At 60.5% G+C, this 23,115-nt stretch carries 21 protein-coding genes and 1 pseudogene; 3 read left to right on the forward strand and 19 right to left on the reverse strand.

Annotation, left to right across the window (positions count from 1 at the left end; translation table 11 throughout):
* The first annotated feature begins 13 nt into the window (after positions 1-13).
* Positions 14-1,531 (forward strand): mechanosensitive ion channel family protein, encoded by a 1,518-nt coding sequence (locus NKI39_RS03355; protein ID WP_352830673.1) that lies wholly within the window; start codon positions 14-16, stop codon positions 1,529-1,531.
* 26 nt (positions 1,532-1,557) lie between these two features.
* A complete protein-coding gene (locus tag NKI39_RS03360; RefSeq protein ID WP_352830675.1) occupies positions 1,558-2,469 on the forward strand; it encodes a pirin family protein in 912 nt (303 codons plus the stop codon).
* 67 nt (positions 2,470-2,536) lie between these two features.
* On the opposite strand, the gene NKI39_RS03365 is transcribed toward NKI39_RS03360, so the two are convergent.
* The 9 genes from NKI39_RS03365 to NKI39_RS03405 all read right to left on the reverse strand — a co-directional run bounded on the left by NKI39_RS03365 (position 2,537) and on the right by NKI39_RS03405 (position 8,332).
* Positions 2,537-2,968, reverse strand: coding sequence for a DUF1810 domain-containing protein (locus NKI39_RS03365; protein WP_352502535.1), 432 nt, complete (start codon positions 2,966-2,968; stop codon positions 2,537-2,539).
* A gap of 42 nt (positions 2,969-3,010) precedes the next feature.
* Positions 3,011-3,292, reverse strand: a complete 282-nt coding sequence (locus NKI39_RS03370) for a GNAT family N-acetyltransferase (RefSeq protein ID WP_352830677.1) — start codon at positions 3,290-3,292, stop codon at positions 3,011-3,013.
* 52 nt (positions 3,293-3,344) lie between these two features.
* On the reverse strand, positions 3,345-4,079 hold the full coding sequence (locus tag NKI39_RS03375) for a sensor histidine kinase (RefSeq protein ID WP_352830679.1): 735 nt from the start codon (positions 4,077-4,079) through the stop codon (positions 3,345-3,347).
* A 127-nt stretch (positions 4,080-4,206) separates the two neighbouring features.
* A complete protein-coding gene (locus tag NKI39_RS03380) occupies positions 4,207-4,644 on the reverse strand; it encodes a CBS domain-containing protein (RefSeq protein WP_352470608.1) in 438 nt (145 codons plus the stop codon).
* A 136-nt stretch (positions 4,645-4,780) separates the two neighbouring features.
* A complete protein-coding gene (locus NKI39_RS03385) occupies positions 4,781-5,302 on the reverse strand; it encodes a carboxymuconolactone decarboxylase family protein (protein ID WP_352830681.1) in 522 nt (173 codons plus the stop codon).
* A gap of 266 nt (positions 5,303-5,568) precedes the next feature.
* Positions 5,569-6,216, reverse strand: coding sequence for an HD domain-containing protein (locus NKI39_RS03390; protein ID WP_352470609.1), 648 nt, complete (start codon positions 6,214-6,216; stop codon positions 5,569-5,571).
* 51 nt (positions 6,217-6,267) lie between these two features.
* Positions 6,268-6,669, reverse strand: a complete 402-nt coding sequence (locus tag NKI39_RS03395) for a cupin domain-containing protein (protein WP_352470610.1) — start codon at positions 6,667-6,669, stop codon at positions 6,268-6,270.
* Between the two features lie 46 nt (positions 6,670-6,715).
* Complete coding sequence (locus NKI39_RS03400; protein WP_352830683.1) at positions 6,716-7,474, reverse strand: SDR family oxidoreductase; 759 nt, start codon at positions 7,472-7,474, stop codon at positions 6,716-6,718.
* A gap of 66 nt (positions 7,475-7,540) precedes the next feature.
* Positions 7,541-8,332, reverse strand: coding sequence for an alpha/beta fold hydrolase (locus tag NKI39_RS03405; RefSeq protein ID WP_352592496.1), 792 nt, complete (start codon positions 8,330-8,332; stop codon positions 7,541-7,543).
* A 370-nt stretch (positions 8,333-8,702) separates the two neighbouring features.
* Here NKI39_RS03405 and NKI39_RS03410 point away from each other — a divergent pair, with 370 nt between their 5' ends.
* Complete coding sequence (locus NKI39_RS03410) at positions 8,703-8,930, forward strand: DUF680 domain-containing protein (protein ID WP_352612459.1); 228 nt, start codon at positions 8,703-8,705, stop codon at positions 8,928-8,930.
* A gap of 266 nt (positions 8,931-9,196) precedes the next feature.
* On the opposite strand, the pseudogene NKI39_RS03415 reads toward NKI39_RS03410, so the two are convergent.
* The 10 genes and pseudogenes from NKI39_RS03415 to NKI39_RS03460 all read right to left on the reverse strand — a co-directional run bounded on the left by NKI39_RS03415 (position 9,197) and on the right by NKI39_RS03460 (position 22,972).
* Positions 9,197-9,941, reverse strand: a pseudogene (locus tag NKI39_RS03415) (glucose 1-dehydrogenase).
* 113 nt (positions 9,942-10,054) lie between these two features.
* Positions 10,055-10,300, reverse strand: coding sequence for a hypothetical protein (locus NKI39_RS03420; RefSeq protein ID WP_352470615.1), 246 nt, complete (start codon positions 10,298-10,300; stop codon positions 10,055-10,057).
* Between the two features lie 13 nt (positions 10,301-10,313).
* A complete protein-coding gene (locus NKI39_RS03425) occupies positions 10,314-11,294 on the reverse strand; it encodes an alpha/beta fold hydrolase (RefSeq protein ID WP_502893737.1) in 981 nt (326 codons plus the stop codon).
* Positions 11,295-11,854: 560 nt separating this feature from the next.
* A complete protein-coding gene (locus NKI39_RS03430) occupies positions 11,855-12,538 on the reverse strand; it encodes a response regulator transcription factor (RefSeq protein ID WP_352830920.1) in 684 nt (227 codons plus the stop codon).
* Positions 12,528-12,917: a response regulator gene (locus tag NKI39_RS03435; RefSeq protein ID WP_352470617.1), complete on the reverse strand. Its 390-nt coding sequence runs from the start codon at positions 12,915-12,917 to the stop codon at positions 12,528-12,530. Before NKI39_RS03435 ends, NKI39_RS03430 begins: the two co-directional genes overlap by 11 nt.
* A 2-nt stretch (positions 12,918-12,919) precedes the next feature.
* Positions 12,920-13,561, reverse strand: coding sequence for a response regulator transcription factor (locus NKI39_RS03440; RefSeq protein ID WP_352470618.1), 642 nt, complete (start codon positions 13,559-13,561; stop codon positions 12,920-12,922).
* Positions 13,558-16,395 (reverse strand): sensor histidine kinase, encoded by a 2,838-nt coding sequence (locus NKI39_RS03445; RefSeq protein WP_352830922.1) that lies wholly within the window; start codon positions 16,393-16,395, stop codon positions 13,558-13,560. Before NKI39_RS03445 ends, NKI39_RS03440 begins: the two co-directional genes overlap by 4 nt.
* Positions 16,396-16,767: 372 nt before the next feature.
* On the reverse strand, positions 16,768-19,896 hold the full coding sequence (locus NKI39_RS03450; RefSeq protein WP_352830684.1) for a PAS domain-containing protein: 3,129 nt from the start codon (positions 19,894-19,896) through the stop codon (positions 16,768-16,770).
* A 404-nt stretch (positions 19,897-20,300) separates the two neighbouring features.
* Positions 20,301-21,881 carry an MFS transporter gene (locus NKI39_RS03455; RefSeq protein ID WP_352830685.1) on the reverse strand — a complete coding sequence of 527 codons (1,581 nt, stop codon included), beginning with the start codon at positions 21,879-21,881 and terminating at the stop codon, positions 20,301-20,303.
* Positions 21,878-22,972 carry an HlyD family secretion protein gene (locus NKI39_RS03460; RefSeq protein ID WP_352470621.1) on the reverse strand — a complete coding sequence of 365 codons (1,095 nt, stop codon included), beginning with the start codon at positions 22,970-22,972 and terminating at the stop codon, positions 21,878-21,880. The genes NKI39_RS03455 and NKI39_RS03460 overlap by 4 nt, the downstream gene beginning before the upstream one ends.
* Between the last annotated feature and the right edge of the window lie 143 nt (positions 22,973-23,115).

The following is a 23,115-nucleotide window of genomic DNA, read 5'->3' on the forward strand; positions in this document are numbered from 1 at the left end:
GCGGTGATCGTTCATGAACTGGTGGAACTCTCCTCTGGTCTACATCGTGTTGCTCGGCCTCGCCGGGATCGTCGTTTGGTCTCTCATCCCCAGACGCTTCGCCAATGCGAAGCTGGTCGTCCAACTCGCCTTTTTCGTCGCGATGTCGGCCATGGTTCTCCACCTGCGCGTCGTGCCGTACGAGGCCGCAGGGGACAACGAGACAACCGGAGGAGCGATCCTCATCGGCTCGGTCAAGCTGCTCTGGTGGGTTCACCTTGCCTGGGCGCTGATCGGATTTGTCCGTATCTATCTCGTCTTCGAGCGAAAGCCGCGCGAGGCACGTCTCCTGCAGGACGTCGTGGTCGGTGTCGTCTACGCTGGAATGTTCCTGTCGATCCTGGCGTTTGTCTTTGCAGTGCCGGTCGGAACGCTCATTGCCACGTCGGGCGTGTTTGCCGTCATCCTGGGACTGGCGCTCCAGAATACGCTTGGTGACGTATTTTCGGCGATCGCGCTTAACCTCGGCCGCCCTTACGTGCTTGGAAACTGGATCATTCTGGGCGACGGAACCGAAGGCCGCGTTATCGAGACCAATTGGCGGTCGACCCAACTTCTGACCCCGACACACAATGTCGTGGTGCTGCCAAACAGCCTTCTCGCCAAGATCGGGGTAACAAATCTAAGCGGTCCGGACGAGAGCCATGGACTTGCCGTAACCGTCAAGGTGGCGCCAACGAAGACGCCGGCGATCATCGTAGACCTCATGCGCACTGTCTTGCTGAGCTGCAATTCGATCCTCCAGGACCCTTCGCCTTCGGTCACCATCAGAAGCCTGGATGCCACAGCTATCGAGATCGAGTTGTTTTTTCGCGTCGCAAGTATCGACCAGCGAAGTGCCGCTCGGAACGAAATCTTCGATCTCATTTATCGCCATTCAAAGTCGACCGGCATGCTGCTGGCGGAGCCATTTTCAGGCTCGATTGCCATGACCAACCGGCCGGGCCACGAGACGGCGGCCTCCCAAGGCTTCACCCCGATCGAACTCATCAATTCCATACCGGTATTCTCGGCGCTAACGGATACCGAGCAGGGTTCGCTCGCCAAAGCGGCCTCGGTTCGCACCTACCATAAGGGCGAAATCATCGCACGACAGGGAGAGATGCTGCCGTCGCTCATGATCGTTCGGACGGGCGTCATCGTCCGGCAAATTGGCGAGGACGATGATCAACTGCAGGAGATCTCCCGGCTTGCACCTGGCGATTTCTTCGGCGAGACCGGCTTGCTCGCCGGTATTGGCGAGATGTCGAGTTTGCGGGCAATGACCCCTGTCACGGTTTACGACATAGACCAGGAAAGCTTTGCGCCGCTGCTGCACGACAGGCCCGAAATGGCCGAAGATCTTGCCGCGATCCTGTCGATGAGGGTGTCGGCTTTTAATGAAAGCGGCATCGCCGGACAGCACCACGCGAGCTCCAAATTCGCGCTCCTCAAAGCCATTCAGACAGTCTTTCGAGCCGCTTCGTTCAAGCGCGTTCGAGCACCTGGCTGACAAGGCATGCAGAAGGACAGAGATCCATGACCATCCGCCAAAGCGGTATCACAGGCATCGATACACTCATCCAGCCAGCTATCCGTGATTTTGCGGACGGACTGAAGATAAGGCGCGTATTGCCGTCCTCGGATCGCCTGATGATCGGGCCCTTCATCCTGTTCGACCATTTCGGCCCCGCTATATTCGACGCAGGTCACGGTTTCGATATGGGACCGCATCCGCATATCGGCGTTGCGGCCGTGACCTACCTGATCGATGGCGAGATCGTCCATCGCGACAATTTGGGAAAAGTGCAGACCATCCGTCCTGGCGAGGTCAACTGGATGACGGCCGGGTCGGGCATCGTCCATTCCGAGCGCACGCCACCGGAAGTCCGGGCGTCGGCAAGCAATCTCTTCGGCGCTCAGGCTTGGATCGCCCTCCCCTCCCGCTATGAAGAAATTGCCGCCGACGTCGCACATTTTGGCGCTCCCGAAATACCGAGGATCTGTGCCGACGGCGTCGAGTTTACGTTGATCGCCGGCGCGTCCGACGGGTTGGTCTCGCCGGTAAGGACGTTCTCCGACATGGTCTATGCCGAAATTGTGCTCACGAGCGGTGCGCGCTACCAGGTGAAACCCGAACACCGTGAGCGTGCGATCTACATCGTCGCCGGTGAGGTTGGAATTGTCGGCCAGTTCGGTACGTTTCATGAGGCCGAATTAGTAGCTCTGGCGCCCGGCGCTGAGATTGTGCTCCAGGCGCCTGCCTTCCATGCGGCGAGACTGATGCTGATAGGAGGTGAGCCCCTGGCCGAGCCACGTCATATCTTTTGGAACTTCGTCTCCTCTTCAGCCGAACGGATCGAGCAGGCAAAGGCGGATTGGCGCGAACGCCGCTTCCCCGGCGTGCCGGGAGAGCACGAGCTCATGCCTCTGCCAGATGGCAGCGTGTGAGGGATAAGGCAGCGGATGGTGACCTCAGCGCCGCGACAGCTTTACGCCGGGTGGCGCAGGCAGACCACTACGATATCAAGTAGAGATCGTTCATCGTTTCCTCATCGAGCAAACCGTCGAACCAGACGTCGAAGATTGTCTCGAGCAGGAACTCGTCGTTGCTTGCTTCGGAAAACAGCGTGAGGGACGCGTGCAACTTCTTCGCATCAACGTCACCGAAGACAGCGCGAGCGCTTAGGCCGGAGAGCCGTTGCAGGGTGCCAACGCATTCCCGATAACGGCCTCCGAGGATCGGAAACGAGAGATAGGCGCTGGCTTCGTCGAGCGATGTGATTGCATATGGCTCAGGCGCTGTACCACTTCGCCTTGTGGCCAACCTTGGGAAGATGAACTCCATGTAGGGAGTGCACATCATCCCTCGACGTAGAATGGCCAGCGCGTCGTCGTAGACCGGATCCTGTGCGCTGACGAATCTCTGCAAATCATACTCGTCAGGCATTTGGATGGATCCTTGGGAAACCCTCAACATTCGTGCCCATGACTAGCCGCCGACGACATCTGCATAGTCCGGGTGCTTGGCGAAAAAGCGGCTCATGAAGGGACATTTCAAGATCGCTTTACGGCCGGTCTTGCGGAGCAGTTCGAAGGTTCCTTGGGCCAATTGCGACGCGATCCCTTGTCCGGAAAATTCCGACGGGACTTCGGCGTGTATCAGCGCAACCTTCCCGCCCTCGAGCCGATAATAGGCCGCCGCAAACATATCACCGGCGATCGGCAGCTCGAAACGGTGCTGTTGGACGTTTTCAACGACTTGTGCATCCATCTTTATCTCTCGATTGTATGTCACGTGTCACCGGAGGCAGATTGGCGGGCCGCTATCGCATCGCAGGCAACCGCAGAGTGACGGTCGTGCCTGCCCCAAGTGTGCTCTGAATATCGATGCTTCCGCCTGATTGCTCGGCAAAGTGCTTCACCATCGGCAAACCGACGCCGCCGAGGCCTTCGCTTTTGGTGGTGAAGAACGGATCGAAGGCGCAGAGCATCGTCTCGCTGGTCATCCCGATACCGTTGTCCGCGACGCGGATGTCTACCTGACCGGCGGCAGAGTTCTCAGAGGCCAAGCCGGCATCGATCGAGATGAAACCGCCGTCAGGCATTGCATCGCGCGCGTTGAACAGAAGATTCAGAACCGCATTTTGCAATCCAAAGCGATCGCATCTCACCAAAGGCAGGTCGGACCCAACCCGAAGCTCAAGACCGAAATTGGCATCCAAGGCGCTCCGTACGAGGGTTTCGATCTCAGCCAGGCAAGCACCTACGTTTGTGTATTCGATTTCCGCGTGGCTCTCTCGGGCCAGGCTGATGGTTTGCCGGACAAGGCCACCAGCCCGCTCCAAAGCCGTTTTGGCGCCGGCTATTACAGGCCCGAGCGCCGGAGCCGCTTGGATGCTCGGATCGCGGGCCAGGTGGTTCAACGCCGACGAGGCGACCTGAATGAGATTGCCCAGGTCATGGACGATGCCGGCCGTCGACATTTGCACGGACATACCACCTCCAGGGCCATCGGGCGGGCCGTCGAAGACATCTTCTTTTATGTCCGGACGAAACATTTCGTTCCCCGCTGGCTAAGTCGGCACCTATTGGCTTCAACACGCTATAATTTATGGCTTTTATTTTCCATTATATCTAAGAAGACGCCGATCCATACTTCCGTATATTCAATCGCGAGACGATGCTCTATTGATAGCCGATCCCGCTGATGTAGTTGGCAAGCAGCCGTTCCTGCAGTTCCTCTTGTTTGAAGAGCGCCTTCATCGCATCACGGATATCGAGGACGCCTAGCGGTTTCGAGTCGGCCCCGAGCACCGGCACATTCTGAAGGCCTCGCGCGGCCATGGTCTGCCACACTGAATGAAGGTCGTCATCGGGACCACAGGACACGATGGACCTGCTCATCAAAGCCGCAATCGGCGCTTCTGTTGGCCCTGAATTCGCCAGATGGCGGACAAGGTCGGACTTGCTCAGCACGCCTGCCGCCTCCCCACTGCCGTGGCACACCACGACCAGGCCTATTGCGGGCCTGGAAAGTGAGAGTGCCGCACTGCGGAGTGGAGCGTCGACATCGACCACCATGAGACGGGCCGATATTACTGGATGCAGACTGTCAATTCGCATGACGCCCTCCTGAGAGCGCCTCGCGGCCGCGGCCGCGGGGCTGGGATCGGTTCCAGTGTTGGTCGCCGAGCTCGGCGCCTTCGTCCGGCCGGTCAGAATGGCGCGCAAACAACTCCATTCTGACCCATTCCAAAGATTAGCTCAGTGCTGCTTTGCTCAGGCCAAACTTCGCATCGCCCGAGCCCGGGACGGGTTTGAAGCCGATATTCAGACGGTTCCAAGAGTTGACCGCCATGACAACGAAGGTCAGATCGGAGATTTCCTTCTCGGAAAGCTGCGACCTGACTCGATCGTAGATCTCGTCGGGGACACCCTGCTCGGGCAGCTTGGTCAAGACTTCCGTCCATGCCAAGGCTGCGCGCTCGCGAGGAACGAACAAGGTCGAATCCCGCCAGGCTGCCAGGTGGTAAAGGCGCAGTTCGCGCTCGCCATGGATCTTCGCCTGTTTGACGTGCATATCGAGGCAGAAGGTGCACCCGTTCAGCTGCGCGGCTCGGACTGCAACAAGGTCGCGGATTGGCTCTTCGATCGACCCCTCTCGCGTCGCACCAAGACATTCAATAAATTTCTTTAGAAGTTCCGGCGACTGCTCCGCATAACTCGCGCGTTGGGCGACGGCTTTTCCTTTCGGAGCGACCGGTGGCGCTGCAATATTCATTACTTATCTCCTTGAGGTGTTTGCAATCCATTGCACCGTAAGGATGACCGGTGAGACGAACTGTTGCTATCGTGCCGATGATATGTATTGCCACTCGATTGGGTTGGGGCGCCTAAACCGAAGTATAGGAGGTGGAAATTGGCACCTGACCGCTGCCCTCGGCAATTCGCTTTGCCGCATGCATCCGACAGACGCACAGCGTTTAGGTCACTTGAAGGGCAAGGCTGAACCGACCGGTGTCGATAGAACCTGGATCGAAACTGCGGTCACTCTTCAAAGGGAGCGTTCATCACAAGATCAACTGCCGAAGTCGCCTTGTAGCCTGAAACAAAGCGCTCGCCGAAGTCCCGGGCAAAGTTGTCGTAGGTGGTTTCGGGCCTGATCTCGGCGATATGGCAAAAGCATCGCGTCATCCGCCGCTTCATCCCGAGGCGCGGAAATTCGCCAACGATCTTTGCAATCTCGGCTGACGAAACGAGGCTGTATTGCAAGCCGACGACATCGAGGCAGATGCCGGCTGTGCACAGCGCCACCTCAGCCTCCTTGTAGAGGCCAATCGACGGCGTCGAGTTGAGGGCGACGCTGTCCCAGATCAATTGGGCGCGCCGCTCGTCGAAGCCGCCCTCCCGAACGAAGGCGCGGGCGAGATCGGCGCCTTCCACTTCGAAACGGCGCGGCCCGGCGAAGTCCTCATTGAGCGTGACGTCATGCAACAGGGTTGCAACCGCAACAACCTCCGCGTCGTGCTGGATATTCTGAATCTGTCCGATCCGGGCCGCGAAAAGCCAGGATCGGACCACGTGGTTGAACAGGTAGGGTTCACATCGAGCGCGGGCATGTTCGATCGCTCGGCCAACAAGCGGAGTATGGGGGACCAAAATCCCCGCAAGTGTGCGGATGGCGATCGAATTCATGTCACTGACCGTCCCTTCGCGTACGCCCCGATGGTCCTGGGGGCTACGATTTCATTTCGCGTTCGTCGTCAGTTCCGTCTCGCTGGTGTCGACGACGAAAATAGCAAGCAGACGAGCGCCTTCCGTCTTGCTGGCGTTTTCGCTGACGGCATGACGGTCGCCAGGGAATTCCGAGAAACTCTCGCCGGCGCGATAAGTCTTCACCGGCCCGTCATTGACCTGGCTTCGGATCGCCCCCTGCAGGACCGTGGCATAGATGAACGCGGATTTGGGATGGGTATGAGCCGGCGACGTACCCCCAGGCGCGTACTCGACGAGCACGGCTTTCATGCTCTTGCCGGGCACGTTTGGCAGAGCCTGGTCGTAGACAAGCTTCACGCTGGCGGCGTCATTGGCCATTGCTGCGGTGACGGAAGCGGCGGTGAGCGCGGCGCAGAGAAGTGTTTTGATCATGTCTGGTCTCCTTGTTGTGCGAATGGCGGGCCTATCCGATGATTACTTACTTCGGTGGTGTGTATCGGCTGAGCCAATCATCGAAACGCACGGCGCCGATGCACGCGTTCTCGCCGGGCACCAGCGTTCGATCGTCGATTGCCACTTGGCCGTAGTAGAGCGCGCCGGGATCCGGGACGACTTTGCGCGGGTCCTTGGTGGCCTTCAGGAAGCGCTCGACAAGTTCGCTCATGCGAACACGCTCCGGGCCGGCAATTTCGATCATGCCGTTCAACGGCGCGGCAAGCGCGACGTCCGCCATCGCATCGGCAACATTATCAGCCGCCATGGGTTGGAAGTAGGCCGGCGACATATGAATGGTATCCCCGACGGCGCCCGTGTTTGCGATGGCGGCGGTGAATTCGAAGAATTGAGTGGCGTGAACGATGGTGTAGGGAATTCCGGACTCCCTGATCAGCTTTTCCTGAAGCAACTTGCCGCGGAAATAGCCCATGCCCTGCAGCCGGTCGGTACCGACGACCGACAGCGCCACGTGATGACGGACGCCGGCGGCCGTTTCGGCGGCAAAAAGATTACGCCCGGATGCCGAGAAGAACTCCAGGGCAGCCTTTTCCTCGAACGACGGCGAGTTCGCGAGGTCGATGACGACCTGCGCACCGGCAAGCGCGGCCGCCAGACCCTCTCCCGTAACGGTGTTGACGCCCGAATTCGGCGACGCCGCAAGTACGTCGTGGCCTTTGTTTCGCAGTCTCTCCACGGTCTTTGAACCGATCAGCCCGGTTCCGCCGATGACGACGATCTTCATGTCTGGTCTCCTGGTGTTGCGTGTCTATTTTCGTTGCTCGATCGGATGCTGGGCGTTTCCGGCCTGCTACTGACTGACCGATGCAGCAGCATCCTCGATGAGTGACGTGACCTCGTCGGGATGCGAAACCATGAGCGCGTGGGACGCACCCTCGATGACGACGGTCTTTACCGCGTGCGCACGCTTGGCCATGAAGCTCATGACGGCTGCCGGGATGTTGCGGTCATCCGAGCCGTAGATCATGTAGGACGGCAGCGTCTTCCATGAGGCGACGCCCGAGGCTTCAGCCAGAGCCGCCTGCGCAACAGGGCGTTGAGTGGCAGCCATCAGCAAAGTCTGCTCTTGCGGAACGTCGGCGGCGAACTGCGCGCGGAACTTGGCCGGCTCGATGAAGAGGTCTTGTCCGCCGTCCGGCAACGCGACTGGAGCAAGCGCGCTCCCCAAGGTGCTACCGGGAAACATGCTGGACAACGTAAGGCTCGATTCGCCCGTATCGGGCGCGAAACCCGCCACGTAGACCAACGCCTTCACATTGGGATTGCCATTGGCGGCCTCGGTGATGACGGGCCCGCCATAGGAATGCCCCACCAGCACGACCGGCCCGGAAACCGACCGGACGATGGCTGAGACTGCTTTCGCATCGCTGGCAACGCCGCGGAGCGGATTAGCTGCGGCTATCGCCACATAACCGTCTTTGCTGAGCTTGGTGATGACTGCATCCCAGCTCGACGATTCCGCGAAGGCGCCGTGCACCAGTACGATCGTCGGCTTGGGCTGAGAATTCGCGGCCTGCGCCATCCCGCCGCCCGACGCGGCAAGCGCTGCGGTGAGGGCCAGGACTCGAGTTATGTTTCGCATTTGCTTTCTCCCGTGTCGCCTGTGGTGACCAATGCTCAGGAGAATGCGCCGACGCGGCCCGCCAACCTATTGTGCGGAAGGGTCTGTCATACAATGCCAAGGTGCAGGGTAGGTCACCGGGGAGATCAGGTGCCCTGCAGCAAATTGAGGTATCTATGCCGGGTGTGCATTGTCGGCGGTCGCCGGAACAGACACTGAGGGCGCGCCGCAAAGCCTCCTCTCGTCAACGACATAGTCCCTGGCCTTCGGCCTGAATCGCCCAATGCCTTCGTATGGATCAAACAGCCGGACCGTCTGATCGTGTCGCTGCGTCACGACATTTATATTTGTATGGGTGAATATCATCCAAGCCATCAATGGAGTTACTGAAATGAAAATGACAGTCCTTGCTGTCGCCGTGCTTGTTATTACAGCAGGAAGCGCCACTGCCGGAAGCGACCACTATGGATCAAACGGATCCCAGCAGCCTGCGACTGCGTCTTACAACATGTATACATCCTCGATCAAAAAAATGAACAATGATATCGGGGTGCCGAAAACCGTACGCAAGCCGACTGTTCCCAACGATGAATACGGCCAGGGCATCTGGGGTCACTGATCCCGACCTACAGAAAATTGAAGGACCGGGGCGAGACCTCGGTCCTTCCGCCGTATCGGCGAGCCGACTTCTCTCTTGCGCGTCGATCCCTGCAATGCGACTTGCTGCTTACGTGGCTCAATTTGCGCCACGTCGACAAAACGTCTCGCCTCCGACCTATTTGGCGCGACTCGTGCGGCAGCTTCCCGGAAAATCGTCTTGAGGATGACCGATTGCTCAGCCATTTATTCGGAAGTCTATTGGCGCGACGACATCGCAGTCGTGGCTCAGAGCACTGCCATCCCGCCGTCGACCCGCAGATTGATGCCCGTTACGAAACTGCTCGCGTCCGAGGCAAGGAACAGGGCGGCTTTTGCCAGCTCTTCCGGCTGCCCCATCCGGCCCAGGGGTATTGCCTCTGCCATCGCTAAACAGCCCGCGCTGCTCAAACGGTATGCCTAGCTTATCGAGAATAGCCGTATCCACCGGACCTGGGCTGAGCACGTTGACCCGGATGCCGCGAGACTTCAGTTCGATCGCCCAAGCGCGCGCAAAGGCATTTATGGCCGCCTTCGAGCCCGCGTAAACAGCATGACCGTCCAGAACCTTCTCGCTGGCCAGCGAGCCTGTGAGGATGATTGCGCCGCCATTCCGCATGATCGGAATCAGCTTCTGGACGCCGAAGAAGACGCCTCGCGTATTGACGGCAAATTGCGCATCATATTCCGCCTCGGAGACGTCGGCCGAGTGCGTGATGGTGTTTATGCCGGCGTTCGCCATATAGATGTCGAGCGCCCCGAACCTCTGACGGATCTGTTGCGCTACCTCGTCATGGTGCGACACCTCGGCCACATTTCCCTGAATGCCCAGCGCGCCTGCCCCGATCTGTGCGACCGCTTCCTCGACCGCCTGCCGCCGGCGGCCGGTAATGACGACTTGCGCGCCCTCGGCCGCAAAGATTTTTGCAGCCGATAGTCCGATCCCGCTGTTCCCGCCGGTGACCACCGCGATCTTGCCCGAGAGTACGCCCATTTCGTTCCTGCCTTCGAAAAATGGCGCCGGTGCTGCTGCGATAGTCGCAACTGCTGGCCAAGAAAATTTCACGCCTAATTGAGACCGCCAAAATGAGCGGCAATCGCAAACGGCTAGCGATTGATAAACTCCCGGTGCTTAGCCAGTTTGACGTCTTGGAGAGCGCTTTGGCCATCAAGGCAGAACAAGCGCGCGGCGGCGACCCCCGACAGCGCGACGTAGTGTCGAACGCCGGCGATCGCCTCCGGGCTGCACAGGCGCAGTTGCCCGAGTGGCAGCCGTGGCGCAGCATATGTTTCGCGCCCCTGCCAGCGCTCCAGCTCGATGGCGCAGTGGTTCGGTTCCACAATCCGGGACATGAGCCGACAGAAGCTATCCTTTGATGAAGGCGAGCAGGTCAGCATTGACCTGATCTTGGTGCGTGGCCGTGATCCCGTGGGGCGCGCCGGGGTAATAGATATCCTTTGCGCCTTTGATCAATCGGGCCGACTTGACTGCCGAGTCCTTGACGGGGACGATCTGGTCGTCTTCGCCATGCAGGACGAGGGTTGGTACGTCGAATTTCTTGAGGTCCTCGGTAAAATCGGTCTCGGAGAACGCCTTGACGCTTTCGTACGCGTTCACGAGACCCGCCTGCATGCTCCAGAGCCAGAACTGATCCAGAGTCCCCTGGGAAACCTTGGCGCCTGGCCTGTTCGCGCCATAAAACAACGGTGCGAGGTCCCGGTAGTACTGCGACCGATCCTTGACGAGGCCAGCCCTTATGCCGTCGAATACCTCGATCGGCAGGCCTTCCGGATTGGCCGGCGTCTTCACCATGATCGGCGGAACAGCGGCGATAAGAACAGCCTTGGCCACCCGCTTCGTCCCGTGCCGTCCGATATAGCGAGCAACCTCGCCTCCTCCGGTCGAATGGCCGACCAGCGTGGCGTTCCGGAGATCCAGCGCCTCGATCACGGCTGCAAGATCGTCCGCATAGCCGTTCATGTCGTTGCCGGACGTGGCCTGGCTCGATCGGCCATGGCCGCGCCGGTCATGCGCAACGACGCGAAAGCCGTTATGGGCAAGAAAGAGCATCTGGCCGTCCCAGGCGTCGGAATTCAGCGGCCAGCCGTGCGAAAACGTGACGACAGGACCCTTGCCCCAATCCTTATAGTAGATTTCGGTGCCATCCTTGGTCGTGATGGTGCTCATCGTCTTGGTTCCTTTGATTGAGGGGGAAGAGGGAAGGTTTTGTTTTCGGCTCGTTGCCGAAGCAGCGCGGGGCAGTCCGGCGGCTGCCGTAGAGATCAGGCCTGCCAACATGACATCGCGGCGAGATCCGCCGACGGAGAAAAGTCCGTCTTTGTTCATCGTGTCCATCCATGTGCTTTGAACGTCCTGCTCACCATCACGACCGTCGAGTCGGCCTGAGCGGTCGCGTTCGGGGAGGAGCGAGCGAGGAGCGGTAGAAACGCGACGGTCGTGATGGCTTGCGAGGAACAGGATGCACCGATCCGGGCCGCGAACCTACTCTACGGAGGCATCTGTCATACGATGCCAAGGTGCAGGGCAGGCACGCCGAAGATAGGGCCGGGCTAAGGCAAGCTCTTATAGACACACGTCAATTAGGCTTGGGTAGCGGCGCGGGGACCGACGCGGCATGGCCGGCGTCAGTTGCTGTTGCATGAAATGTTGCGCGTTTTTCGGTCAGGCTGGCGCTGCCAAAGAGCGCCGCTCAGTAGTAACCGATGTTTGGCGCGGGCCTTGCCGCGAAACACCAAACAGGACCACCGATGTACATCAGGATCACCCGCAGCAGGACGAGCGTATCAACAGGCAGGAAGGCCTGGGCGCGCTGAGAAAGCACCTGAAATGGCCCGGCGCGCCGGGCGATCCTATTGGATGGGGCATGGATCGGCTTGTGCCAAATTCTAGACCTCGCGCATCGGCGCGGGCAGCGTTTCCCACGCCCGGATCAGCTCACCGATGGAAGCGGCTTCCATCTTGCGCATGACATTGCCGCGGTGAAGCTTGACCGTCACTTCACTGATGCCGAGGTCGAAGGCGATCTGCTTGTTGAGGCGCCCGCGCGCCACTTCACGCAGGACCTCGCGCTCGCGCGGCGTCAGCGTCTCGACGCGCTCGATGTTGCGCTTGACGATCACGGCATCCGCCCGCCGCATGGCATCCACCGCAATGCCGGCGATCACAGCGTCAAGCAGCGTCTGATCCCGCACCGGTTTGGTGAGAAAGTCCACCGCGCCGGCCTTCATCGCCTGGACAGTCATCGGGATGTCGCCATGCCCGGTCAGGAAGATGATGGGTTTGGGGTTGCCGTTTTTCGCAAGATGGTGCTGCAGATCGAGACCGCTCGTCCCTGGCATGCGCACGTCGAGGATCAAGCAGCCGGGGCTCTCCAACACGTCGGCGTCAAGCAATTCACGGGTTGAGGTAAAGCACACCGGCAGGAAACCCGCCGACAGGATCAATTCAGACAGCGCCTCCCGAACAGAGGCATCATCATCGACAATAATGACCAGCGGCTGCTCGGCTTCAGCCCTTCGCTGCTGTGATGACGGCGTCGATCTCGGTAAGGGCAATTGGTCAACTCTCATGTTTAGCCTCCGTTTCTGGGTTGCGCAAAGCGTCGCCGATCGCCGCAAGCAGTGCCTGGCCATCGAACGGCTTGCGGAAAAGCCTGCCAATGCCCTTGGCGCGGTGCTGATCCACTATCTCGTGGCGGCCGGTGATCAGGAACACAGGCAGATCCGGACGCGCCTTCTTGACCAAGTCGCGAAGTTCAAAGCCGTCCATGCCGGGCATCCCGATGTCGGTGATAAGCATGTCCAATCCAGACAGGCCGCTGACCAGTAACGACCCTGCCGACGAGAAGCTGCGGGCCACATAGCCGGCGGACTCCAGAAGGTCCTCCAGCGACTCGAGCAGCCTTGGGTCATCGTCGACAATCGCCACGACAGGCCTCCGCTTGCTCACCCTCAGTTCCCCCCTGCCCGGCGCGAGTGCGTGATCGGTATTCCCAATCGCTCGGCGATGCGAACGAGGTCGGCGAGCGACGCCGCGACCATCTTCTGCATGACGTTCCTTCTATGAATTTCCAGCGTAACTTCGCTGATCCCCAGTTCAGCGGCCGCCTGCTTGTTGAGCAGACCGCTGACCACCAGCGGCAGCACCTCACGTTCGCGCGGCGTCAGCTCGAGATAACGTTGCTTCAACACGCCCAGCTCGGCGCGCTCCGATCGCTGTACCCGATCCTGGGCAATCGCCGCATGGATTGCGGCCATGAGGTCTGCATCGCTGAAGGGCTTAGTCAGGAAATCCACGGCGCCGTGCTTGATCGCACGCACCGAGGACGGGATATCGCCATGTCCCGTCAGGAAAACGATCGGTGGATGATCGCCCTCGGCAATCTGCCGCTGCAGATCGAGGCCGTTAATATCCGGCAACTCGATATCGAGGATGAGGCAGGCAGGGACGTCCGGCTTGTCAGCGCGGATATAATCGCCCGCCGATCCGAACGCTACGGCACACATGCCGTGTGCAGCCAGCAGCTCGCTGAGCGCCTCCCGAATGCGTTCATCGTCATCTACGATGAAGACAATTTGGCCGTCCGTCGTCATGACGCCGCTTTCGCTTCAATCGGCAACGTGAAGATAAACGTCGCTCCACGTGGTTCGTTCTTCTCGACCCATAAACGCCCGCTGTGCGACTCGATGATCGAACGGCAGATCGCTAGTCCCATGCCCATCCCTTGCTCTTTCGTGGTAAAGAACGGTTCGAATATCCGGTCGGGAAACTCGATGCCCCGGCCGCGATCTCTGACTTCGGTCTGGACAACATCCCCGATATGGCGCACGCGGATGCTGATAACTCCGTCATCCGCACCAGAGTCCATCGCCTCCATGCCGTTGCGGATGAGATTGACCAGAACCTGCTGGATTTGGACGCGATCGAACGCGACTAGCGGACTGTCGCTTCCGACATCAACGCTGGTGCGAACGCCCCGCCGCATCGCTTCCTCGGCCACGAGGTCGCGTGCCTCTGTGATGACACTGCTGAGCGTCGCATTGGTCCTCGTCTCGGTGGATTGCTTGAACAGCGCGCGGATGCGGCCGACGACGTCCGCCGCCGAATTGGCGTCCCGGATTATGCGCTCGGCCGTAATCTTCGCGCGTTCGACGTTCGGAGGGGCGCCGGACAGCCAACGGTGGCATGCATGGGAATTGGCGACGATCGCGGCCAGCGGCTGATTCACCTCGTGCGCGATCGAAGCGGAAAGCTCGGCGAGACTTGCAGCCTGAGTGGCTTGCGCGAGTTTGTCGGAGGCTTGTCGCAGCGCTTCCTGGGCGCGCACCTCTTCGTCGATGTCGAGGGAAACCCCGTACCATTGCACAACCGCCCCGTCTTCATCACGCCGCGGCTCCACCCTGCACTCCGCCCAGCGATAGCCATCTGTTTCGCGCCAGCGAAACCGCATCGCGGAACCGCCGCCTGTTTCGAAACAGCTCAGCAACGTGCGCAGCACCTCGGGAGCATCTTCGGGATGAACCAGTTCTTGCAGCAATTCCTCGATGCGCGGCTCTCCGAGTGTTTCGAAATTGGCGATGGCGGCGCGGAAATGGTCCTGGTATCGCTTGTTGAAGTAGACCGGCCCGCCGGTCGGCACCGCGCTCCAAATGCGGACCGGCACAGCGTCGATCATCTGCTGAAGCTGCAATTCGCTCCGCCGCAGGGCCTCTTCGGCTTGCATCTGATCGTCTATGTCGTGACAGAGGCCGTACCACTGCGCGATCAGGCCAGCGTGATCGCGCATCGGCTCCGCCCGGCTCGACATCCAGTGATAGATGCCATCGGCGCGGCGCAAGCGATACCTCATGGAGAAGCGCTCACCGGTGGCGAGGCAGTGACTGAGCGTATCGCCGAATGCTGCTGCGTCGTCCGGATGGACGATGGCCGCTATCATCGCCGCCAGCCGGCTGATGCCCTGTTTGTCCAAATCCGTTACGTCAAGGCCGAGAAAGTCGACCATTCGCTTGTTGAAAAAGGTCGGCTCGCCGTCCGGCGTCAGGCGCCAAACGTGGCTCGGAACCATGTCGACAAGCTGTGAGAGCTCCCGCTCCCGGTCGCGCAATGCCTCCTGCGCGCGCACCTCATCGTCGATGTCGATGCTGGCCGTGTACCATTGCACGATCGTCCCACTCTGGTTCCGCAGCGGCTCGGCGCGGCCCTCCCTCCAGCGGTACACGCCGTCCGCGCGACGCAGGCGATACCTTATGGGATAGGGTTCGCCGGTGGCGAGCGAGCGGCTGAGCCATTCTCTCATCCTGGGTCCATCGTCGGGATGGACGGCTGCCGCGACCAAGGTCGCCAGGCGGCTCGTGCCCGGCTCGTCCCAGTCCGCGATGTCGTTGAGGCCGATATAGTCTGTCGTGCGCTTGCTGAAGAAGGTTGGTTCGCCGTTGGGCGCCATGCGGGCGATGTGAGCGGGGATCATTTCGACCAGCAACGAGAGTTCTCGCTCCCGCTCCCGCAAGGTCTCCACACTTTGGCGCAAAGTGAGCACCGCCGCCTGATGCTGCCTGGAAATGGCGGCCACGACGAGCGCCGAAAATGCAGAGATGGCCAGAAAAAGCTGCAGCATGATCTGGTTGTGCTTCTGGGACTCGGGATCGCCGGCAAATTGGCTGGCGCCGGATATCGTGAATACCGCCGTGATCAGAGCGAGGACGGTCAATGCTACGGCGGCGCCTCTGAACTCAAAACGCACCGCGGCCCAAAGAAGAGGCGGCATGATGATGTAGGCGAAGGGCAGATAGCCGCTCAAGGAAAGGGCGGCGATACCAAGAAAGATCAGCCCCAGGACGCAAGCTTCCATCCATCGCGCTGCCGAGAGCTGCGCTTTGCCGCGCCAGTTCTGGAACACGACCAGCGCCAGTGGCGCTACGATCAGGACTCCCGTCGCGTCTCCGATCCACCACAGCGGCCAAGCCGTCACAAAGGTTTGCGATTGTATGCCAAACCAAGCAAGCGCCGCACTTCCCACCGTTGCGCTTGCAACTGGCGCAATTCCAGCGGCCAGTACGACGAATGCGAGAACGTCCCGCAACGTTTCCAGCCGAACTGGGCGCTTGCAGGTCTGGTTCACAAGCCATGCGCCGGATACCGCTTCAAGAGCGTTGCCGGCAAAGATCAGGAAGGCTGCGGGCAGCGGAGTGTGGAACCACAAGAAGTTGCTGAACAGTTCTGCCACACAGGCCCCCAGCACCCACCACGGCCAGCTATACCTGGAGGCGAAGACAAGAGTAGCGATGAAAAGCCCGCTCGGAGGCCAAATGGAAATCCCTGTTCCAGGTATGATTGCGAGCGACTGGGCGAAGCCGCAGCCCAGGACATAGGCCGTAATAAAAAGCCCCAGATGCAGGAATTGGGGACGGTGCGACCAGACGCGCGACAACCTGCCTCTTCCAAGATCGCTGATCATGTTGCCGCGAATCAGGCCCGGTTCATTCGTCGCGAAAGGTCGGCCACTTCCCGGTCCGGATCGGTTCAAGTCATGCGCTAACGCGAGCGTTGCGCTGGAATCGGTCTCGCCAAGTGAGTTGGGCGCTATCGTCATCGGGTGCCCCTAACGGACAAACAAACTCTGGAGATTGTCGGCGCTTCGTGTAGCACTTGCTCTTGATAGCTGGACTGGGCTGACGGACTCACGTCGCCACCCTAATCCCGCCACGCCCCAACCGCACCTCATGGAAATCCATGCATTGCACGGGGCGGCGGCGCCCCTTCACCGAGAGCCAAAAACCAAGCGCTTACTGAGCGCCGCCAGTTATTGCGCAGCTTTCGCTTCAACCGGGAGGGTGAAGATGAATGTCGCCCCACGCGGCATGCTATTCTCCGCCCAAAGGCGTCCGCCGTGAGACTCGATGATCGAACGGGAGATCGCGAGCCCCATGCCCATTCCGTTCCCTTTCGTTGTAAAGAACGGCTCGAATATCTTGTTGGGACGTTCGAGACCCGGGCCTCGGTCGCGGACCTCGGTCTGGATCGTGTCCTCTATCCGGCGCACGCGCATTGCAAGAACCTTGTCGCCCGCCGTGGTGTCCATCGCCTCCATGCCGTTGCGAATGAGGTTGACCAGGACCTGCTGGATCTGGACGCGATCGAACGCAACGAGCGGAAGGTTGCTTTCGACGTCGATGTCCATGCGAACGCGACGCCGCATGGCTTCCTCGGCCATAAGGTCACGTGCTTCGGCAACGACGCTGGGGATCGGCGTGCTGGTTCTCATTTCAAGCGAAGGTCTGAACAAGGCACGGATGCGGCTGACGACATCCGCCGCCGAGTTGGCATCGCGGATGATACGCTCGGCCGTGATCTTCGCGCGCTCGACGTTCGGGGGCTCGGCGGACAGCCAACGGTGGCATGCGTTGGAGTTGGCGACGATGGCGGCCAGCGGCTGGTTCACCTCATGAGCGATGGATGCGGAGAGTTCGGCAAGGCTCGCCGCCTGGCTCGCACGCGCAAGTCTCTCTTGTGCCAGCCGAAGCTCCTCTTGTGTCCGCACCTCATTTTCGATGTCGAGGCAGATAACGTTCCACTGCACTATGGCGCCTTCAGCGTTGCGCATCGGCGCGGCGCGCGTCTCGACCCAGCGATATTCACCATCGAAGCGCCGCAGACGGTGCCGTCGCGCATACGGCTCGCCTGTGGACAGACAATCGGCATATCTCTCTTTGACACCTGTCAGGTCGTCGGGATGAACACCGGCGTCGAGTGTGCCAGCCAGCCGGGACTTTCCCGCTTCGTCCAATTCCTCAAGATTGTATCCGAGGAATTCGCGGAGCTGCTGGCTGCGATATATCGGTTCGCCATCCGGCGCGGCGCAATCGATCATTGCCGGCAGTGTTTCAACGAGCTGCCAGAGAGCCCGTTCTCTCTCGCGCAGCGCCTCTTCGACGCGCAGCTGATCGTCGATGTCGTGCGTAAGGCCGTACCATTGGACGATGCGTCCACCCTGGTCCCGCAGCGGCTCCGCGCGGCCCTCCATCCAACGATAAACGCCATCGGCACGGCGCAGGCGATACTTCATGAAGAAGCGCTCGCCGGTGGCAAAGCAGCTGTCGAGTGCTTCCTTCAGGCTGGCTGCATCGTCGGGATGGACGACGGTGGCAATGAAGGCCGCCAGCAGGCTCGTGTCCGGCTTTTCCGCGTCCGCTATGTCCAGGCCGAGAAAATCTATCAGGCGCTTGTTGAAGAAGGTCGGCTCACCGTTGGGAGATAGCCGCCAGAGGTAGCTAGGAACCATGTTGACGAGTTGCGAGAGCTCTCGTTCCCGGTCGTGCAATGCGGCTTGCGTGGTCACCAGGTCATGGATGTCGACGCTCACGCCGTACCATTGGAGAATGCTGTCATCTTCGTCGCGCAGCGGCTCGGCGCGAGTCTCGGTCCAGCGATAGCCGCCGTCGGCCCGCCTCTGGCGATATCTCTGAACGTAAGGCACGCCCGTTGCGAATGAATGGCGGATCGCCTGCCGTGCGGTGTCGATATCGTCTGGATGGATCACGCTCAGCGACGGCGAGCCGTCCGGGGCGGTGATGTCGTGGAGCGTGGCCCCGGTTACATCGGTGAACCGTTTGTTGACGTAGGAAGGCGTCCCTTCCCGTGTCGTACTCCAGATCAAAGCGGGCACGGTGTCGATCAGCTGCTGAAGGCGCCGCTCACTTTTGCGCAACGCCGCCTGCGCGCGCACCTCATCGTCGATGTCGAGAGAAACCCCGTACCACTGCACGACCGTTCCGTCGTCATCGCGTCGCGGCTCGACCCTGCACTCAGCCCAGCGATAGGTGCCGTCTTTTTCGCGCCAGCGAAACCGCATCGCGGAGCCGCCGCCAGTTTCGAAACACCGCAGCAACGTGCGCTGCACCTCGGGAGCATCTTCGGGATGAATCACCTCGTACAGCAACGTTTCGATTCCCGGCTCGCCGAGCGCGTCAAAGTTCGCGATAACGGAGCGGAAATGGTCCTGGTATCGCTTGTTGAAGTAGACCGGCCCGCCGGTCGGCATCACACTCCAGATGCGGACCGGCACGGCGTCGATCATGTGCTGAAGTTGCTGCTCGCTCTGCCGCAACGCCGCTTCGGCGTGCATCTGATCGTCTATGTCGTGACAGAGGCCGTACCACTGGACGATGCGGCCAGCGCCATCGCGCATCGGCTCCGCCCGGCTCGACATCCAGCGATAGACGCCATCGGCACGGCGCAGGCGATAGCGCATGGCGAAGCTCGCACCGGTAGCGAAGCAACCACGAAGTGCATCGCCGAATGCTGCTGCGTCGTCCGGATGAACGGCGGCCTGTATCATCGCCGCCAGCCGGCTCATGCCCGGTCGGTCCAGATCCGCTACATCGAGGCCGAGAAAGTCGACCATGCGCCCATTGAAGAAGATCGGCTCGCCATCGGGATCGAGCCGCCAGATATGACTCGGGACCATATCCACGAGCTGCGAGAGTTCCCGCTCCCGGTCGCGCAATGCTGACTCGGCCCGCTTCTGGTCCTCAATGTCTATTGTCGTGCCGTACCATTGAACGATGCGCCCCTGGCTATCGCGAAATGGTCGTCCTGAGCTTCGAAACCAGCGATAGACGCCATCGGCGCGCCGCAGGCGATGCTCGGTATCATAGGGATCGCCGGTTTCGAGGCAATGCCGCCATCTGGCGGCTACAGGATCATAATCGTCGGGATGGACGGCTCGACGCCAGCCGAACTCGTCGTTGTCTTCGGAAGTGTTGAGACCCTCATGCGTGTTGCCGAGGAACGCCAGGGTGTTTGGGCTGACATAGGTGAATCTTCCGGCGGCATCGGCTGCCCACGCGTGGCCGGGCATGCTCTCAATGATTTGCAGCGCAAGCGTTGCTTCGGGGTCGATTTCGCCAAGTGAGTTGGACGCTGCTGTCATTGGCTTCTCCTGTCGGACAAAAAAGCCTGGGGACGGTCAGCGCTTGATATAGCACTTGTTTTCAATATCTGGACAGGCGAACTCACCGCCTAAATCTAGTTCCGCCATGCCTCGGCTGCATCTCATGGAAATCCATGCATTGCGCGGAGTTATCGCCGCTACGGGGGCCCTAACGATGGCCTCGCGCGAGGAGCGACGCGGATCGATGCATCAACACCTACCACTGGGAATACGAGCCGGACAGGTAAGACGCTCGGCTGCCTCTTCGTCGGCTGCAGAGTGAAACCGGAAAAACCTCTGCATTCGTCATCCCTGTCTCGTCCGGTTAACACGGCTCATGAGATAATCTGGAAGCCTCTCCCGACCAACACATCTGCTCCAAAGTATAGGGCGTGGACGCGGTTTTAGTTCTGCGGAGCGGCTTGGCGGCCGAGCAATTGTTTGGCGACAATGAGACAGGGCGCAGCGACCGCGAACAGCAGGACGAGCGCGAAGAAAGCTTCGTCGAACGAGATCGTGGCGACCTGCTTCTCAAGCGCGCGCTGCAGCAGCGGCAGGGCGGTCTTTGTCGCCGTAGTGCTGTCGACACTGTTCGCCAGAGCGTTCGCAGTTGCTCTCAAGCGCTGGTCTACGGCTGGATCGCCATTGACGAGGTGGGACGCCAGTATCGTCCGGTTGTGGACATTCTGGTGATCAATATACGTTTGCAAGAGGGCTGTGCCGGTCAGACCGCCCACCTGCTTGCCGAAGTTGAACAGCCCGATGCCAAACGGCAACGCATTGGCGGCAAGGCCCTGCAGCGTAACCAGCGTCAGTGCCACGAACAGAAGGCCGAGGCCGAATCCTCGCAGCAGCAGAGCAAGGGTCAGGTCCGGTGATCCGCTACCGCTCGTCGAAGCGGACAGCAGCCACATGGCACCTGCGAAGAGCAGAATGCCAAATGGCGCAAGCGTGATCGGGCGCATCCCGGTCCTTTGGATGACGAAGCCGGACAACAGAAGTCCAAGCGCGAGCATGGCTCCGCTGGGCAGCAGAAGCACTCCTGCGCCCGTCGCGGTAAAATCGAGCACGTTGAGGGCAAAAGCCGGAATAAGATAGGCGCTGCCTGAAAGGGCAGAGCCGGCGACGAAGCTGACGAGAAGGCCAAAGCGAAAGTCCGGATTGCCAAGGGGCGAGATGGCCAGCAGTGAGCCTTCTGAACGAAAGCGGGTCTCCCAGACGGCCAGGAGGCCGGCAGCCGTCATACCGGTTGCGGCAAGGCAGGTGATGTCGGTGTCGTCGAACCAGTTGAACCTGCTGCCTTGCAGCAGGACGTAGGTCAAAAGCGCGGCGCTGATGCCGAGCAACAATATCCTGACGGCAGGAAACCTGGTTTTCCGCCAAAAGGTCCGATCGCCGTCCGCCGCCAACAGGACAAGGGAGACGATGCCGAGCGGAATGATGCTCAGGAATATCCACTCCCAGGTCAGATGGTCGACAAGCCAGCCCTGCAGGGCTGGCGTGACGGTCGTCGGAGCCATGACGGCGCCTACGGCAAAAACCGCCTGAACGACCGGCTGATGCCGGTGCGGGAACCGAAAGAACAGCAGTGTCTGGCCGGCGACGAGAACTGTGCCGCCAGCCAGCCCTTGGACAATGCGGCAGATGCAAATCCAGGTGAGGTCCACTGACAACGTCAAGGCCGCGGATGCCAGCAGAAGGGCGACAACCGCCGCGCGCAGGCAGGCGGTCGGCCTGGCTGCCGTCACAAGTAGCGGAGCGACAAGGAACGCCGTCAGCTTGGCCGCGATGAAAACAACGTCGATCATCGCCAGTTCGTCCAACGTTGCGTAGGTGTCGCCGAGCATGTCGATCCGGCCGATGGACAGTGCAGTGGATGCGACCGCGTCCATGAAGGCGGCCAGCACGACGCCGGTTGCTATCAAGCAAGCGCGCAATGTACCGGGATGGCGCTGCACAGCCGCCGTTTCGGCGAGGTGCATCATTGTGCTGAGCGCCCGTCCGCAATCCCGCCTGTCTGCATTTCCTGCGCTACAGCCGGAGCATCCCTGGTGCCGACGGTGATGGCAACACGAGCCGAGAGTCCCGGAACCAGGCGGCCGGGCAACGGATTGCGCGTCATCCTGATCTTGACCGGCACACGTTGGACGACGCGGATGAAGTTTCCGGTGGCGTTGTCCGGCGGCAGCAGGCTGAATGCCGCGCCGCTACCGGGAGCGAAGCTGTCGACAAGGCCGTCGATTTGCAGATCTGGATATTCATCAACCATGACGCGAACCCGTTGGCCGATCTCAACCTGCTTCAGCTGTGTTTCCTTGAAGTTGGCAACGATCCAGACATCGTTAACCGGAACGATGTCCAAGGCTGCTGTCCCTGGGGTGACATAGCGGCCGACACGGATCTGGCGATTACCGACGATGCCGCCGACCGGGGCCCTCACGACGGTGTTGGCCAGGTCGAGCATTGCCAGGTCGAGCGCTGCCTGTGCCTGGGACAGGGCTGCCTGCGCACCGGACAACTGTGCATCCAGGACACCGAGCTTCAATTTTTGAGCCAGCAGATTGGCCTCTGCACCGTCCAGCGATGCCTTTGCCTTGTCATGGCCGGCCTGCGCATCCTGCAGCTTCTGATCGCTTGCGGTCCCGTTCTTCTGCAGCGTGACGTAGCGGTTCAGGTTGGCGCGGGCGAATTGCAGGTCGGCTGCGGCAGATTGCTTCTGCGCCTCAGCCTGCGCGATCAATGCGTCCTGCAGTTCACGGGTCGCCTTGATGTTGGCGATTTCCGCCTGCCGGGCGGCGACGTTGGCTTTCGCCTGCTCGGCCTTGGCCTTGTAGTCGCTGTCGTCGATGCGAAACAGGACAGCACCCTTTGACACACTGGCATTGTCGTCTATGTCGACTTCGACGACGTAACCGGCGAGCTTCGGCGCGATGCTGGTAATGTCTCCGCGGAGATAGGCGTTATCGGTCGTTTCCTCGAACCGGCCCCGCGTGAACCATTGCCAGCTCCAAATAGCTGCCATTGGAATCACCATAAGGGCGACGATGGCGATTGCGATCTTGCGGGCTCGGCTCATGATTGCCTCGACACCCGGTCGATGCGCTCGCTATCGAAGGAGGTATCCGCCTCCCGAAGAGCGAGATGTTCGGCAAGGCTGCAAACGCACGGTGCGCAGTACAGGTTCACGAGAACGTCTCCGTCGAGCTGCGGCTCTGCAGC

The organism is Mesorhizobium sp. M0664 (assembly GCF_040320565.1).
Taxonomy (GTDB): domain Bacteria; phylum Pseudomonadota; class Alphaproteobacteria; order Rhizobiales; family Rhizobiaceae; genus Mesorhizobium.